Genomic DNA, 15,956 nt, shown 5'->3' with positions numbered 1-15,956 from the left:
TATTTTGATTAGTTGCGCATACTATAGAATTGTATGGCGTAATAAACAATACTACTTAGGTCCATTTCCTTTAGCTTGCGTAAAGCAATTTGCAGATATTGTGAATAAATAGGATGTGTATAACGTTGTATATATTAACGCATAACACTAAATATTTCATATAATATAGTGTAAGAGATGCATAATGAAGGTTAGAGCATTAAAATCATGCAAGGTTATTATTTTTTATGCACTCCCTTAAATATATTGATGTAATAAGAGATTTTAAGAATGGCTAGAAACGAACATTCTGATCAAGTCAAAAAAAGGCTGCAAGAACTGGCAAATGCTAAGATGAATGAAATTCAAACCAAAGCCACCACCCAAGCAGCCTCAAACAAACACAAAAACGCAGAGGAAAAACTCCATCTTGCGGCGATCGTTTACGATTTGATAAATGAAGCCATTATGGTCTTTGATGCTCACAACATTCTCATTTTGGTTAATCGCTCCTTCACCCGAATAACAGGTTATACAAGTGAAGAAGCCTTAGGCCAACCTTATTCAATACTGCGCTCACGCGTGCATGACGATCAGTTTTATAAGGATTTGTGGCAAGACTTAAACGCCAAGGGTCAGTGGGAGGGCGAAATATGCAATTTAAATAAAAATGGTGAGCCCTATATTGGCTGGCTTACCATTTGTACTATTTACAACAGCGATAATAGTGTATCAAAGCGCGTTGGCCTACTAACCGATATTACTGAAAGAAAACGAGCCGCCGACATCAGCGCAAAACAGGCTAACTTCGATACTTTAACCGGCTTACCCAACAGACGCCTTTTTCAAGAACGCCTTTCACACTCGCTACTAAACGCTGAGACTAAGGGGGGTGAGTTTGCGCTGTTCTCCATCGATTTAGACCAGTTTAAAGATATTAACGACTCTTTGGGTCATCAAATGGGCGATAGCCTGTTAATCGAAGCGGCCAAAAGGCTACAAGCCTGTATTTGTCGCAGCGATACCGTATCGCGGCTCGGCGGCGACGAATTTACGGTTATTATAGGTGAAATTGTTAATATTGACAGTACCAAGATACTCGCACAAAGAATTCTAGATAGCTTAAGTGCACCTTTTAACCTAGGTGACAATGTGGGCCATATTTCGGCCAGCATTGGAATTGTTATTTACCCAAAAGATGGCACTGATACAGAGTCCTTAATAAAAAATGCTGACCAGGCCATGTACGCGGCTAAAACTGACGGCAGAAACTGCCTGCGCTATTTCACTAAATCGATGGAAGAGAAAGTACAAAAAAAATTAAGCTTAAATAAAGAACTCAGAAACGCCCTTGCAAAATCTGAGTTTTGGGTAGCTTATCAGCCAATTATTAACTTAGCGTCTGGGAAAGTACATAAAGCTGAATCACTGCTGCGCTGGGAGCATCCAGAATTAGGCAATATTCCCCCGATAGACTTCATTCCAATCTGTGAAGAGTATGGACTCATTGCTAGCATCGGTAATTGGGTATTTGAGCAAGCCTCGCTGCAAACAGCCGTATGGAGAAATACCCTTGACCCAAACTTTCAGACCAGCATTAATGTGTCGCCTGCACAGTTTAAAAGCGATCGAACCTACCATAAAAACTGGCTTAGCCACTTAGACAACATTAATTTAGACCCTCAAAGTATTGCCATAGAAATAACCGAAGGCTTGTTAATGGAAATGAGCAGCCATACCACAGCGCAGCTCGACGCGTTTGATGCTGCCGGCATTGAAATATCGCTGGATGATTTTGGCACAGGCTACTCTTCACTGGCCTACTTACAAAAATTTCATATCCACTATTTAAAGATTGACCAATCTTTTATTGAGAACTTAACGCTCGACTCAGACAACATGGTCCTGTGCGAAGCCATGATAGTGTTGGCGCACCGATTAGGCGTAGAAGTTATTGCCGAAGGTATAGAAACGCAAAAGCAGCGTGATTTATTACTCAGTATAAACTGCGACTATGGTCAGGGTTATTTATTTTCTAAACCCTTAACGGCGAATGAATTTGAAACCTTTGTGCTCAACAAGCATGCCTAATTTACACCGTGAGCACGTCGTAAATACTGCCAAATACAACATTACTGCCGCTACGCTAATTACATTTTCAAACAAAGCCTGTTGCACAGATAAGGCATATAGTTTATTTTTCTATTATTATTTTTTGTTAGTAAGAATTATATGAAAACGCATGCTGTGTTCTGGACTTTGGTATTAATGTTATGTCACAACTTTTCTTTTGCGAAGGCGCAAACTATGCCTATTAGAGTCGCCATTTTCAATGTAAGCATGGAGGGGACTAATTACGTCGTGCTAGAGCAAGCTGTTAAGGGGAATGAACTTTCACAACACTTACAAGCTAGAAACCATCCGCAGATTAAAAACATTGCCGAAATTATTCAACGGATCCGTCCAGACGTTATTCTGTTAAACGAGTTTGATTACTCACCGCAATCATCACTAGACATCCAGCATTTTATTAAAAACTACCTGCAAGTATCACAAAGCGAAAACCCCATTATTGATTTCCCGTATTTTTTCGCTGGTCCCGTTAATACAGGTGTCGATTCGGGTCTAGATTTAGACGGCGATGGCAATGCGTCTGGTATCAGGGGCGACGCTTTTGGTTTTGGCTTGTATCCGGGTCACTATGGCATGGCAGTGCTCAGTAAGTTCCCTATTCAAACGCAACAAATTCGGACTTTCCAATATTTTTTATGGAAAGACATGCCAAACAATTTATTAGAAACGGTGAAAAACGAAGACGGCAGCGATTATTACAGTGAACAAGCACAGCAGATCCTGCGTTTATCGTCTAAGTCTCATTGGGATGTGCCTATTAAGGTAGGTAACCAAAGCCTGCATATTCTTAGCAGCCACCCTACCCCACCGGTTTTTGATGGCTATGAGGATCGAAATGGTAAACGTAATCACGATGAAATACGTTTTTGGACTGACTATATTTCAGGCAGTGAATCTTCAGCGTATATTTATGATGACAAGGGTCAGCGAGGCGGATTGTTAGGTGAACACTTTATTGTTGCAGGGGATCTAAATGCTTCACCCGTTGAAGGTAGTGCAATGCCCAGTGGGATTTCAGGTTTAATTAATCACCCTCGCATTAACGACACAATGTCACCCAAAAGTGAAGGAGGCCGGACTCATTCACCCGACAATATCAATGGCGCAGAACATACCGCAGGGTGGAGAATGCGAGTCGACTATGTGCTGCCCTCTAGCAGCTTGAAGGTGGCGAACAGCGGTGTTTTTTGGCCTACACAAGATGATCCCCTACACCACCTAATTAAAGACAGGCAAAGCTCTTCTGATCATAAATTAGTATGGGTGGATGTTGATATGTCAAAATAGGCAATATTGCTTGGATTGACAGTATATTCTCGGTTTTAAGAGGTAAATGGTTAAAGGTGCTCATACAACCTTTAAAAATGCGCAAACTTAGCTTGAATGCCTCGTTTACTAGTCTGAAAGGTATCGATTTGGGAGTATGGCGTGCTAGAGCTTAAGTAGTTCTGATTTTCTTGGTCTTATGTGTAGACTCATTTTGTGTTTACACATACGGCCGCTACCGGTGTCTCTTTCTTCTCGCCACTTAACATTGCCAATAATCACGCCAAGCGCTAAATTAGCAGGAATATAAACCACCAAAATACTTCAGTTAAGCGAACCCAAATCATCCATACTTTATCCACCCGTTGCGGTAATAAAAAATGCTATAAAACAATATGCTAAAGCAATTAACTGCCAACATAGGTTTAGTAACTTGTTAAATATTTCTAGTGACGATATTATAAGTTGACTTCGAAGTCATTATTCAATAGTCTTTTTGTTCATTCATTTATCCGCCTTTAAAAGGACATAATTCCAATGCCTAATTATCAGTTAGAAAAACAACTAGTACTGGACATGTTCACTGCTATAGAGGGCATGGTGAACACGGTCGAAACGCCCGCGTTTACCACTGCCTTACACCCGTACATTAGCGAGCAGTACCAGTTTTATGGTTGCCATCCTTTTGGTGAAATGCACACACTAGATGAAGTGTGCAGCAGCGTGTGGACACCGTTGTTTACATCATTTAACAATATGCAACGCAGACAAGACATATTTATTGCAGGTAAAAATGCCCACGACGATCACGTATGGGTAATGAGTATGGGCCACTGGATGGGACTTTTTGACGCTGACTGGTTAGGCCTAAAGGCCACCGCGCAAACCACTATGCTGCGCTATGCAGAGTTTCACTGCGTTGAAAATGGTAAAATTATAAAGAGCAGCCTGTTTTTCGATATTATTGGTTTTATGCAGCAAATAGGCTTGCAGCCGCTACCCTTACAACCAGGCGCTTCTTTTTTAGTACCGGGCCCGCAAACCCATGACGGCCTGCACTTTGACGAGCATGCACAAAGCGAAGCACTTGCCACTTTAGACCTGGTTAATCGCATGGTGGACGATTTAACGGCCTTAAATAAATCAGGCAACGATAATTGCCCACCCGAAACTTTAGCTAAAACATGGCACAGCGATATGGCTTGGTACGGCCCCGCAGGTATTGGCAGTGTGCATACTATTGAACGTTATCAGCAGCACCATCAGTTTCCGTTTAGAAAAGGACTAAAAGATAAGGTGTTTAATGGCCATGTGAGTCGTTTTGCAGAAGGCAATTTCGCGTGTTTCTTTGGCTGGCCTAATTTGTCAAATACACCCACTGGCGGTTTTTTAGGCTTACCCGGTGGGCAAGTGAAAGCCAATATGCAGGTGGTCGATGTGTACAGGAGACAAGGTGATAAACTAGCTGAGAACTGGGTAATAATCGATATACCCTACTGGTTAATGCAGCAGGGCTTAGATATTATTAAGCGAAGCGCTGAGATTAGTAACCCAAGCTCGAAAGTTTAAAAGTATAGCTTAGGCTAACTGCGCTTTGGCTTCTTCAAATTTGTGGCTAAGCGCGTTAGCGGACGAGACCACCTTTTCAACGGCGGCGATAAGAAGTTTCGAAAACTCAGCCAATGATAACGCCATAGTGTATGTGACAAGGCGGCACAACATCCCTATGCCCCCTAAGTTTGTGTAAGCTACTAACTGTCGTGAGCTTGTCGTAATATTTATCAGTAGATGTACAGAGCAACTCAGTTAATACAAATATGTTTTTTATTACTTTCTCAGTCTTATCACTTAAATAATTAGCAATAAATCAAGCAATTTATTGCAGTTTTATAGCATATACGACTATGATTACGCTTAGCATTGACATGCACAAACCCGCTTTACAATGTTTCGCTTTTTTATAATTGAGAGAGATATGACAAACCGCAACAAAGCCAATGTTTACACTTGTAGACAGATTATACTTAAGCTAATAAAGCCGACATTAACGGTCTTGGCGATAGCTAGCTTTGCTGTTGTAGCACAAAACACGACTAATCCCATACAGGTTGATGTTATTTACCCTCAAGGGGTGCAAAACATGCAAACCTTAGTGCTAACTGGCACCGTTGAGGCCAAACAGCACGCACACTTAGCGCCTCCAGAAGCTGGGCGCGTAGCCGCTATTAATGTTGAAATTGGTGACATTGTTACACTAGGCCAAACCTTATTAAGCTTAGACAACAAGCTTGCTGAACTTGAGGTAAATGCCGCGCAGGCGAATGTAAAAGCAGCCAAAGTCAATGCCGATGAAGCAATGCGCTTATATCAAGAAGTACAAAAGCTGTCTGAACAGCAGGTGGTCGCACAAACCCTTATTGCAGAGCGCGCTGCTTTTTTAGCCAGTACGCAAGCTCAACTAGCAAGCGTAGAGGCAAGCTTTAGTTTTGTGCAAGAACGATTAAACCGGCACACTTTAAAGGCCCCTTTCAACGGCGTTATTGCCCAAAGAAACGTTGACATTGGCGAATGGGTAAGCCAGCAAACCGGTGTCATTACCTTAGTGGCGCAAGATGACTTGCGTCTTACAGTGGCCATCCCCCAGCAATACTTCAGCAGCTTAAGTAAACAAACAGATGTGGCGATTGAAATAAAGCCCGATTCAAGCGATGCTGAGGCTTTTAGAGCAACATTAAGCCGTTTAGTGCCGGTGTCTGACATGCAAACTCGCACCTTTATGGCGCAAATAGATCTGCCCAATAATACTGCCTTAGTGTCAGGCATGTCAGCGGTAGCGCGCATTTCAATTCCCAATAGTGAGCAGTCATCTATTACGCTGCCTCGCTCTGCCATTAAGCAACACCCTGATGGTGGCAGCAGTGTTTTCATTGTGCAAAATGGTGTGGCAAAACGCATCGTCACTGCTTTCACTTCATTGCCGAATAACCAAGTGACTATTAATAATCAAAACACAGACGCTGCGTTTATCATTTCAGGCGTAGCCTCACTGCAAGACGGCACCGCTATTGTACCCACAGTAGTGTCAAATACTGTTTCTAAGCTTGAAAGCGTTGCTCGCTAATGATTGAGGCAGCGGTAAAGCGCGGTATTTTAGTCAGCGTTATTGTGCTTATAGCCTGTATATTGGGTCTTGTGGCATCAGTCAATATACCCGTGCAAATGATACCCGACTTAGAAGTTCGTACCATTACCGTTCAAACAGGCTGGCCTGGTGCCACGCCCCAAGATGTAGAAAAAGAAATTTTGATTGAGCAAGAACGCTACTTGCGCAGCTTACCCAATTTAAAACGCATGATTTCATCTAGCGAGATGGGCTCGGCCAGCATAGCTTTAGAGTTTCCATTTGGGGTAGACGCTAACGAAGCTCTTATTCGCGTTAGCAACGCATTAAGCCAAGTGCCTAGCTACCCAGAAAACGTTGACCAGCCGCGTCTGTTTTCAAGCTCATTTTCAAGCAACGCTTTTATGTTCTTTGGCTTATCTCCCCTTGAAGGCAATCCTATGCAGCTAGACGTTGATATGCTGCGCGATTTCGCCGACGATTTTATTCGCCCCCGCATGGAAAGTGTGCCGGGTATATCTCAAGTGGATGTGCGTGGGGGTTCGGCGCGGCAAATTCAAATAAAGGTAGACACCACCCGTTTAGCGCAAAGAGGTATTAGCCTAAGCCAAGTGCGTGACGCCATACGAATGCGTAATGCAGACTCATCGGCTGGCGATTTAGAAAGTGGGTCCAGTCGCTATTTACTGCGCGTAGTGGGACGCTTTGAAGACCTATCCCAGCTTGAGAATTTGATTGTCGATCGCAGCAACAACGCCAACTTATATTTAAAGGACGTTGCGCAAGTTACACTTGATCATTTTGAAAGCCGCGGCGTGTCATATTCAAACGGCGAGCGAAATTTAACCATGTCGGTGCGTCGCGAAAGTGGCTCTAACGTGATTGACATTAAAGCCGCGCTACTGCCCCTGGTGGAAGAAATCAATCAAACCTTATTGGTGCAAAATGGCCTTACATTAAGACTATTCAGTGATGACGTGCAGTACGTGTCTGCCTCGCTCAAAAACGTATGGATAAACCTTGGCTTAGGCGCAATTCTGGCCACACTAGTCATGTTTTACTTTTTACGCTCAGGGCGCTCTACCTTAATAGCGGTTATTGGCATTCCTATCTGCACCATTGCCGCCTTTTTAGCGTTACTGGCCTTTGGTCGCACTATTAACGTCATTTCCCTAGCGGGCGTAGCCTTCGCCATTGGCATGACCGTTGACAACACCATCGTGGTGCTTGAATCTATTTTGCAATTCAGAAAAAAAGGGCTCAGCCGCTATCAAGCGGCAGTTGATGGCGTGCGCGAAGTGTGGCCAGCTGTTCTTGCCTCTACCGCCACTACGGTGCTGGTGTTTGCGCCTATATTGTTTATCGCCCAAGAAGCTGGTCAGTTGTATTCAGATATCGCGATTGCTATTTCAGGCGCCATTATTGCCTCTATGTTAGTGGCTATTTTTGTGGTGCCTGCGGCAATGGCTAACATTGGTAAACAAAGCAATACTAGCAGCAAAACGCTGGTGCTAAGCCATAAATGGATGCGCTTGGTCGATGTCTTTTGTAAGACCAAAAAGCGGGCACGCATTTTATCAACCGGGTTTATCGTGATTATCTTAGGCAGCGCTTACATACTTATGCCTGCGGCGGAGTATTTACCAGAAGGGGAGGAACCAAAGGCCTTTTCACTCATGTTCGCGCCGCCCGACTATAACCTATCGGAAATGGAAAAAATTGGTGATGAGTTAAGGGCGTATTTCAAAGACTACCTTAACGCCTCCCCCGACGCTTTTGAAAATGGTGAGACCAACATGCCGCCGCTGGCCTATTACAATATGTCGGTGTCTATAGGCCGCATTTGGTTTTTGAGCGCCCCCACCAACCCTCAATACATTGGCGAAATGATGGACGCCATCACTGAAAAGTTTCGAAGCTTCGAAAATATGCGCGCATTTTCTTCCAGAGGCTCTATTATTTCAAGCAACGACGGCGGCACGCGAGCCGTTGCCGTAGACTTAGCTGGCAATAACCTAAGCGATTTATACAGGGCAGCGCAAGCGGTATACTCACAGGCTGAAATTGTATTTGATAACCCGCAGTTGAACTCCGACCCCAGCTCGCTAACCCTAGAGCAGCCGCTGATAGAAATTCGCCCGCGCTGGCAGCGCTTAGCTGAATTAGGTATCAGTAATAGAGATTTTGGCTACTCTGTGGCAAGTATGAGCGACGGTGCCTACGTTGACGAATTTATTCTTAACGACGACAAAATAGACATTTTTATGTTTAGCAACGCGGGCAACAAACAAACCATTGAAGCCTTAGCGTCATCTCCTATGGTAACGCCCGATGGCAACATAATCCCATTAAATGCCATTGCTGATCTGCTTGAAAGTAAAAACAGTAACTCAGTGCGTAGAGTAGACGGTAAGCGCACCGTTAGCGTGTATATTATTCCCCCTAGAGACGTCGCTTTAGAAACAGCGCAAGCAGTAGTGCGCAATGAATTACTGCCGGTGCTGTGGCAGCAAGGCAGCATTGCACAGGGGATTAATGTGAGTATAAGCGGCGCAGCAGATCAGCTAGAAGCCACTCAAGCGTCGCTGTCGAGTAATTTTCTGATCGCAATAGTGCTTTGTTTTTTACTATTGGTGGCTATTTTTACCCACTGGCGCTACCCGCTATTTATTCTTGCTACAGTGCCTTTGGGCATGGCGGGCGGTTTACTGGGGCTAAATTTAATCAATGCGGTAAATGCTGGGTTACACACCATTGGCCTTGGTGGGGCACATCAACCTTTTGACATGATCACCATGCTAGGCTTTTTGATACTGCTTGGCACCGTGGTGAATAATCCAATTTTAATTGTAGACCAAACAAGGCGCTTTTTAGATCAAGGTGAAAGCGTTCACAAGGCAGTACGAGGAGCCGTTGAAAAACGCTTAAAACCCATCTTAATGTCTACCGCCACCACTATTTTTGGTCTTGCGCCCTTGGTGCTGCTGCCCGGAGAAGGCACAGAGCTGTATAGAGGCGTTGGCATAATTGTACTGTGTGGGATATTCGTGTCGACTTTGCTAAGCCTTACTTTCTTACCTGCACTCTTAACCAGTTTGCTGCGCGAGCAAAACAGCCAAGCGCCGCGGTGATCGTTCTTGTAGTGACACCTAGCGCTTATTTGTCTTGGTCTTGCTTTTCTCCACTAGGCTGAGGAGGCTCTTGCATACGCGCATTTTCAAGCAGATGCAGATTGCGTGTTCGCTCGATAGCAGCAACCCGATTATGCATCGCTGCTTTTGCCAAAATATGTGCAGTGACGGGCGCCGTTAGCACTAAGAATAGCGAGATGAGTAGCTCATTAATGCCAAAGTTTCCCTGCGAGAAGTACATATACAACATTGAGCCTATTAGAATGCCGCCAAGGCCAAGCGTGGTGGCTTTAGTTGGCGCGTGTAAGCGCACATAAAGGTCTTGCAGACGAATTAGTCCTATAGAGCCCACTAGCACAAATGTACCCCCTAAAAGAAGTAGCGCAGATATAATTAGTTCAGCCGTAAAACTCATAGTGTCTCCTATTCGATTATGTCGCCGCGCAGTAAATACTTACCAAACGCAACGCTGCTAACAAAACCGAGCATTGCGATTAGCAAAGCCGCTTCAAAATACAGCGGAGTTTTGTTGTAAATGCCGTAAATTAGGATTAGGGCAATACTGTTAATGTACATAGTGTCGAGCGCTAACACACGATCTACCACATGCGGACCTATTATAAGTCGCCACAGGTTTAGCACTAGCGCAATACACAACATGGCAGCCACCACTACTACGGTTATATCTAGCATCCGAAAATCTCCTTAACACGCGACTCGTAGCGATTTTTAATCAAATCAATAATCTCTTGTTCATCTTCAGGCATGTCGAGTACATGCACATACAACCACTTTTTGTCTTTTGACACATCCGCGCTTACCGTACCGGGTGTCATGGTAACCGTACTGGCAAGCACAGAAATGGGCAGGTACTCATCTAAATCTAGCGGCACGGCAACAAAACCGGGCTTAATATTGCGCAGCGGTCCTACCACTAAAATCGCTACCTCAACATTGGCGACCACTATATCTTTAAACACCACAAATATGTAGCTGAGTGCCTTTAGCGGCCGCTTCATTTTAGGCTGAGGGACTCTTAAGGGTGCACACAACAGCGGGATGACAATGCCAAGTACAGTGCCAAGTAAAATGTGACCTAAGCTAAGAGTACTGTTTAGCATTAACCACACCACTAACAACAATATAGTGTGAAAAGGCATGGGTAAAAAACGTGAGCGAAAGCCCTCAAGCAGTATCATTGTGCATCCCCTTGTAAGTTCATCACCTCCAGTAAATACGGAATATCGTGCAGTTGCTCGGCCGCATTATTGGTGTATTCAATCACGCTGGCACCAAAAAGCGCCAGCATGGGTGAAGCGATTAACAGCAAACCGGTGCCGCCAAGCTGCCACTTTGAAATACCGGGCGATTCTGCTGCATCATGGCTAGGCGTATTGCGCCAAAACAAGGTGGTGCCGGCTCTAGACAATGCCACTATAGTGGCCAAGCTAGAGATCAAAATGATAGACCACACCCAGGCTGTATAATCGGTGTTTGTTGCTGATTGCAAAACAACAAGCTTGCCTAAAAATCCTGCAAACGGCGGTAAGCCTGCCACCGCCATAGCGGCCACCACGAACATAACACCTAACAAGGCTTGCTGCTTCATTTTGCGGGCAATTACAAAGTAATCAAGCGCTTTACCGCGCTGCTGGCCCAGCATGTCGGCGATTAAAAACAGTGCACCTGTAATTATGGTGCTGTGAATAAGATACAGCAGGCCTGCGGCCGTCGCCTCTGGCGTTCTTAGAGCAAAAGCAATTAACAATGTGCCCACCGACACCACCACCAAGTTCCCCGCTAAAGTGCGCAAATTAGGGCTCGCAAGTGCACCTATGGTGCCGGCCACTATGCTGAGTATGGCCAAGGGCCAAATCCACGGCTGGATCATGTCGGCTAATTCACCCGCTTGCTCACCAAATATAACGGTGTACACGCGAAATATACAGTAAACCCCTACTTTGGTCATAATGGCGAACATCGCCGCCACTGGCGCACTAGCAACCGCGTAGGTTTGCGGTAGCCAAAAATGCAGCGGCAGCATGGCGGCCTTCAAGCCAAACACAATTAGCATTAACGAACCACCAGCCTGTGCAATAAGCTGGTTGCCGTCAGATAGTTGCGTAACCCGCATGGCCATATCGGCAATGTTAAGCGTGCCGGTTATGCCATAAAGCGTGCCTAGTGCAAACAAAAACAGGCTAGACCCGACAAGATTCAAAATTACATAGTGCAGATTAGCCGCGGTTTTTTGCTTACCGCCGCCGTGTATAAGCAAAGTGTATGAGGCGATTAGTAGCACTTCGAAAAATACAAACAGGTTAAATAAGTCGTTAGTTAAAAACGCACCACATATTCCCACCAATAAAAACTGAACCATAGGATGGAAATACTTGCCTTCGCGATCATCTCCTGCAAACGAATACAAGGTAATGGCTAAGCCCAAAAAACCGGTTAAGGCCACTAGCATGGCAGAAAGCTGATCTACATATAAAATAATACCAAATGGCGGCCGCCAGTCACCTACCGCATACATAATGGCGCCGTTTTGCACCACCACGTACATTAGGTAAACAGAGACGGCTACTTGTGTCAGCATTAAAAACAGCGCACCTGCACGCCTGTACTGATACCTCAAAGGACCCGCAAACGGCGGCAGTAGCATGAGCAAGCCGCCAATCATGGGGATTAAAATCGGCAAAATGGCCAAATGTAAGGTCATGCTTTGCCCCTGTTTGGTTTAACTAGTTTGTCGGAGTCCAGAGGCTCCGAGCCATCTACAAAGTCGTTGCCAAGATCTGCGCGAGCGCGTAAAGCTAAAATAACCACAAAGGCGATCATGGCAAAGCCAATAACAATGGCGGTTAGGGTAAGCGCTTGTGGCAGCGGGTCGGCATATTTGTCTGCCATGCCTAAAATTGCCGCACCGTCTAAACTCAAACGACCGCTTGAAAACAAAAACAAGTTAACCGCATAAGAGAGCATAGTTAAGCCCACAACGACCGAAAAAGTGCGTCCTCGCAAACACAAAAACACCCCGCAAAACGTTAATATACCAACACAAATTACGTATACAGTTTCCATTATTCCTCCGGAGTTGGGCGATGAGAAGAGGTCAACTTACCCAGACTCGCCAATATAAATAAGGTTGCACCCACTACCGTTAAGTACACACCCAAATCAAATACAAGGGCACTTGCCAGCTCTATTTCGCCAATCAATGGGATATCAAAGTAATCAAACCATGTGGTCATAAATGGACGGCCGAAGAACCAACTGGCAATCCCAGTGAAAGTCGCAATTAACACACCCAAGGAAATAAGCGTTTGATATTCAACTTTTATACGTGGTTTAACCCAATCCACACCATGCGCGATGTACTGCTGAATTAAGGCAACTGCCGTTATAAGACCGGCAATAAAGCCGCCACCAGGCATATTGTGTCCGCGCAGGAATATATAAAATGAGACTAATAGCGCTAGCGGCAATAAGGCCTGCGATATCATGGCTAGGATAGGCGGATGACGGTCTTGCGACCAAGGAATGCCGTTTTCATTAGACGATGGCATAGCCAGACGCACGCGCGCGAGCAAGTTAAATATACCCAACGCAGCAACACCCAAGACTAAAATCTCGCCTAAGGTGTCAAGGCCCCTGAAATCGACTAATATAACGTTAACCGCGTTAGTGCCACCCCCGCCTGTCTTACTGTTCGCTAAGAAAAATTCAGATATGGTGTCAATTGGCTGGGTAATGAAGGCGTAGTTAATAGTCGCCACTAAGCCGCCTATTGCTGCTGCAATACCTAGGTCTCTTACCACACGTGAAGGAGACGACTCAGAGGCCGTTTTTTGCGGCAAGAAAAACAGCGCAAGCATCAACAATATTACCGTTACCACCTCTACCGACAGCTGCGTAAGAGCTAGATCGGGCGCCGAGAAACGAGCAAACGAAATAGACACTATAAGCCCTACTACCGACAAGGTAATAAGGGCAATCATGCGCTTACGATGATAAATCACGGTAGCAATAGCGCTTAAGCATAAAATAATAGCGGCGGTAATTTCAACGCCACTGACCGGCTGGTCAGGAACACGCGTTGCCACACTATTTAGGTGTATTAGCGGAACAGCCGTTATCGCAATGGTAAACAACAGCAGCGCGGCAATGTAACGCTGCAATGAACCGTTGCTTAAGCCGTTGTGTGCTTTAACGGCATAACCCACAAGTGTCTGTATCACGCCTTCAAATATAAGCTTCTCGTCAGACTCTTGGAACTGTGCTTGAAAACGGTATAAATGACTGCGATAGGCGTACACAATCAAACCACCTACAATCGCGATAGCACTCATAAGTAAAGGTATGTTAAAGCCATGCCAAATGGCTAAGCTATAGTAAGGCAGTTCGGTCATGAGCACGCTAGATGATGCAGAAGCCAGTAGGTCGCCCACCATAAAGGTAGGGAAAATACCTACTAACAAACACAAGGCGACCAATATTTCAATTGGCACTTTCATAAAACGCGTTGGCTCATGCGGTGTTTTTGGTAAATCTTTGGGCTCGCCGTTAAAGAATACGTCGTGGATAAAGCGCATCGAATAAGCCACTGCAAAAATAGCAGCCAGCGTAGCTAACACCGGCATCATCCAAGACAAGAAGCCAAGGGACGAAGAATGCAGAGTTTCGGCAAGGAACATTTCTTTAGACAAGAAACCGTTAAGCAGCGGTACACCGGCCATAGAAGCAGCGGCAATCATCGCGAGCGTGGCAGTGTAGGGCATAAATCGCCATAAGCCGCCAAGTTTTCGCATGTCTCGTGTACCCGATTCATGGTCAATAATACCTGCAATCATAAACAACGAGGCTTTAAATACAGCATGGTTCATTATATGAAATAAAGCGGCCACAGTGGCAAGTGGTGTGTTTAGCCCTAGTAGCAAGGTGATAAGGCCAAGGTGACTTATGGTGGAATAGGCCAACAAACCCTTTAAGTCATGTTTAAATAGCGCTATATAAGCACCTAATAACATGGTTATTAAGCCTGTCATACTCACAATCAAGAACCACATTTCGGTGCCTGATAGCACCGGATACATGCGCGCAAGTAAGAAAATACCGGCTTTTACCATTGTCGCAGAATGTAAGTACGCACTGACTGGCGTAGGCGCTGCCATTGCATGAGGTAGCCAAAAATGAAAGGGGAATTGAGCAGATTTGGTGAAGGCACCGGCCAAGACCAAAATAAGTATGACGGGATACAGTGCACTTTCTCTTATTAAATCACCGCTTGCTAAAATGACTCTTAACTCGTAGCTGCCCACAATGTCTGCGATTATTAACAAACCTGCTAACAGCGCTAAGCCCCCGGCAGCCGTGACCGTAAGAGCCATTCTAGCGCCTTTACGCGATTCAGATTTTGTTGACCAAAAGCTGATCAATAGGAACGAGCTTATGCTGGTAACTTCCCACGCCATCCACATTTGCAACACGTTGTTTGACAGCACGATAGACAGCATTGCTGTCATAAATAAAATTAAATAAGCAAAGAACCGCCCAACTGCTTCTTTTTTAGACAAATAGTAACGGGCGTATACGATAATCAGCAGGCCTATACCCAAAATCAGTAAGGCGAACATGAGCGCTAGTCCGTCAAGGTGCAGTGATAAAGTGAGTCCGGCTGCCGGTATCCACTCTAAATATTCAACGACTACCTCACCGCCAAACACGGCAGGAATTAAGCTAATAATGTAGGCTAACGCGATTGCGGGAGCCACCATGGTGCAAATCGTATTTATTGTGCGCCCAAACCTTTCGGTTACTACTGGCACTAAAACACCAATCAATAAGATTGCGGTTATCCAGAATAAGCTCATCGTTTCGTTGTGCTCCTTTTTTATTATTCTTCGCTTATTAAGCACTTCGAGAGGAAGCGAGGATAAGTAAAATAAACTATAAGCAAGATCTATGCAATAGACTTTGATTTTGTTGATTTATTGGTGCGTGGACCAAGTTTGTGGTTATGGTATACGAAGGGATAAAAGGTTCGGGTTATATTTTTATTGAGTTTTGAATGTAAATGTTTAAATTATCGACTTTACGCTTCGGGTGGATTTGGGCGTTTATTTACCATCTCATTTTGTTGAGACACCACACACATATTTCTGCCATTAGATTTGGCAAAGTATAAGGCCTCGTCAGCCCTGTGGAGCCAGTCGTAACTTGTTTCGTTATTAATATACTGGGCAATGCCAATAGAGGTAGTAATACGAAGCTGCGGCACGTCCCACTGATTATATTCAACTTCAAGGGCCAATTTCTCTGCTAGC

Annotated in this window: 12 protein-coding genes; 5 read left to right on the top strand and 7 right to left on the bottom strand. The window is 44.8% G+C overall.

Annotated elements, in window-relative coordinates; translation table 11 throughout:
• The first annotated feature begins 270 nt into the window (after positions 1 to 270).
• The 5 genes from GPUN_RS06220 to GPUN_RS06200 all read left to right on the top strand — a co-directional run bounded on the left by GPUN_RS06220 (position 271) and on the right by GPUN_RS06200 (position 9,630).
• Positions 271 to 2,070, top strand: coding sequence for a putative bifunctional diguanylate cyclase/phosphodiesterase (locus GPUN_RS06220; RefSeq protein WP_006004570.1), 1,800 nt, complete (start codon positions 271 to 273; stop codon positions 2,068 to 2,070).
• 216 nt (positions 2,071 to 2,286) lie between these two features.
• A complete protein-coding gene (locus GPUN_RS06215; protein ID WP_006004568.1) occupies positions 2,287 to 3,399 on the top strand; it encodes an endonuclease/exonuclease/phosphatase family protein in 1,113 nt (370 codons plus the stop codon).
• Positions 3,400 to 3,915: 516 nt separating this feature from the next.
• Positions 3,916 to 4,947 (top strand): hypothetical protein, encoded by a 1,032-nt coding sequence (locus tag GPUN_RS06210; protein WP_006004564.1) that lies wholly within the window; start codon positions 3,916 to 3,918, stop codon positions 4,945 to 4,947.
• Positions 4,948 to 5,353: 406 nt separating this feature from the next.
• Positions 5,354 to 6,499 (top strand): efflux RND transporter periplasmic adaptor subunit, encoded by a 1,146-nt coding sequence (locus GPUN_RS06205; protein ID WP_006004561.1) that lies wholly within the window; start codon positions 5,354 to 5,356, stop codon positions 6,497 to 6,499.
• A complete protein-coding gene (locus GPUN_RS06200; protein ID WP_006004559.1) occupies positions 6,499 to 9,630 on the top strand; it encodes an efflux RND transporter permease subunit in 3,132 nt (1,043 codons plus the stop codon). The genes GPUN_RS06205 and GPUN_RS06200 overlap by 1 nt, the downstream gene beginning before the upstream one ends.
• Positions 9,631 to 9,655: 25 nt before the next feature.
• Here GPUN_RS06200 and GPUN_RS06195 read toward each other — a convergent pair whose 3' ends face one another.
• The 7 genes from GPUN_RS06195 to GPUN_RS06165 form a co-directional block, all read right to left on the bottom strand.
• Entirely contained in the window at positions 9,656 to 10,045 is a 390-nt protein-coding gene (locus GPUN_RS06195) for a Na+/H+ antiporter subunit G (RefSeq protein WP_006004557.1), read from the bottom strand.
• Positions 10,046 to 10,053: 8 nt separating this feature from the next.
• Positions 10,054 to 10,323 (bottom strand): K+/H+ antiporter subunit F, encoded by a 270-nt coding sequence (locus GPUN_RS06190; RefSeq protein ID WP_006004554.1) that lies wholly within the window; start codon positions 10,321 to 10,323, stop codon positions 10,054 to 10,056.
• The gene (locus GPUN_RS06185) at positions 10,317 to 10,829 is read right to left on the bottom strand and encodes a Na+/H+ antiporter subunit E (RefSeq protein WP_006004553.1); all 513 of its coding nucleotides are present in this window, start codon (positions 10,827 to 10,829) and stop codon (positions 10,317 to 10,319) included. Before GPUN_RS06185 ends, GPUN_RS06190 begins: the two co-directional genes overlap by 7 nt.
• Complete coding sequence (locus GPUN_RS06180) at positions 10,826 to 12,352, bottom strand: monovalent cation/H+ antiporter subunit D (RefSeq protein ID WP_006004551.1); 1,527 nt, start codon at positions 12,350 to 12,352, stop codon at positions 10,826 to 10,828. Before GPUN_RS06180 ends, GPUN_RS06185 begins: the two co-directional genes overlap by 4 nt.
• On the bottom strand, positions 12,349 to 12,714 hold the full coding sequence (locus GPUN_RS06175) for a Na+/H+ antiporter subunit C (RefSeq protein WP_040520480.1): 366 nt from the start codon (positions 12,712 to 12,714) through the stop codon (positions 12,349 to 12,351). The genes GPUN_RS06180 and GPUN_RS06175 overlap by 4 nt, the downstream gene beginning before the upstream one ends.
• The gene (locus tag GPUN_RS06170; RefSeq protein ID WP_006004545.1) at positions 12,714 to 15,503 is read right to left on the bottom strand and encodes a monovalent cation/H+ antiporter subunit A; all 2,790 of its coding nucleotides are present in this window, start codon (positions 15,501 to 15,503) and stop codon (positions 12,714 to 12,716) included. The genes GPUN_RS06175 and GPUN_RS06170 overlap by 1 nt, the downstream gene beginning before the upstream one ends.
• Before the next feature lie 221 nt (positions 15,504 to 15,724).
• Positions 15,725 to 15,956: GGDEF domain-containing protein (locus GPUN_RS06165; RefSeq protein WP_040520479.1), on the bottom strand; the 232-nt coding region annotated here is incomplete at its 5' end.

Source organism: Glaciecola punicea ACAM 611 (assembly GCF_000252165.1).
In the GTDB taxonomy this organism is placed as follows: Bacteria; Pseudomonadota; Gammaproteobacteria; order Enterobacterales; family Alteromonadaceae; genus Glaciecola; species Glaciecola punicea.
This window is presented reverse-complemented; position numbering and strand designations above follow the sequence as displayed.

Coding starts and splice junctions, on each gene's coding strand:
- GPUN_RS06215 (WP_006004568.1), top strand. CDS start 2,287: ATGCCTATTAGAGTCGCCATTTTCAATGTAAGCATGGAGGGGACTAAT.
- GPUN_RS06185 (WP_006004553.1), bottom strand. CDS start 10,829: ATGATACTGCTTGAGGGCTTTCGCTCACGTTTTTTACCCATGCCTTTT.
- GPUN_RS06205 (WP_006004561.1), top strand. CDS start 5,354: ATGACAAACCGCAACAAAGCCAATGTTTACACTTGTAGACAGATTATA.
- GPUN_RS06180 (WP_006004551.1), bottom strand. CDS start 12,352: ATGACCTTACATTTGGCCATTTTGCCGATTTTAATCCCCATGATTGGC.
- GPUN_RS06200 (WP_006004559.1), top strand. CDS start 6,499: ATGATTGAGGCAGCGGTAAAGCGCGGTATTTTAGTCAGCGTTATTGTG.
- GPUN_RS06210 (WP_006004564.1), top strand. CDS start 3,916: ATGCCTAATTATCAGTTAGAAAAACAACTAGTACTGGACATGTTCACT.
- GPUN_RS06195 (WP_006004557.1), bottom strand. CDS start 10,045: ATGAGTTTTACGGCTGAACTAATTATATCTGCGCTACTTCTTTTAGGG.
- GPUN_RS06190 (WP_006004554.1), bottom strand. CDS start 10,323: ATGCTAGATATAACCGTAGTAGTGGTGGCTGCCATGTTGTGTATTGCG.
- GPUN_RS06170 (WP_006004545.1), bottom strand. CDS start 15,503: ATGAGCTTATTCTGGATAACCGCAATCTTATTGATTGGTGTTTTAGTG.
- GPUN_RS06220 (WP_006004570.1), top strand. CDS start 271: ATGGCTAGAAACGAACATTCTGATCAAGTCAAAAAAAGGCTGCAAGAA.
- GPUN_RS06175 (WP_040520480.1), bottom strand. CDS start 12,714: ATGGAAACTGTATACGTAATTTGTGTTGGTATATTAACGTTTTGCGGG.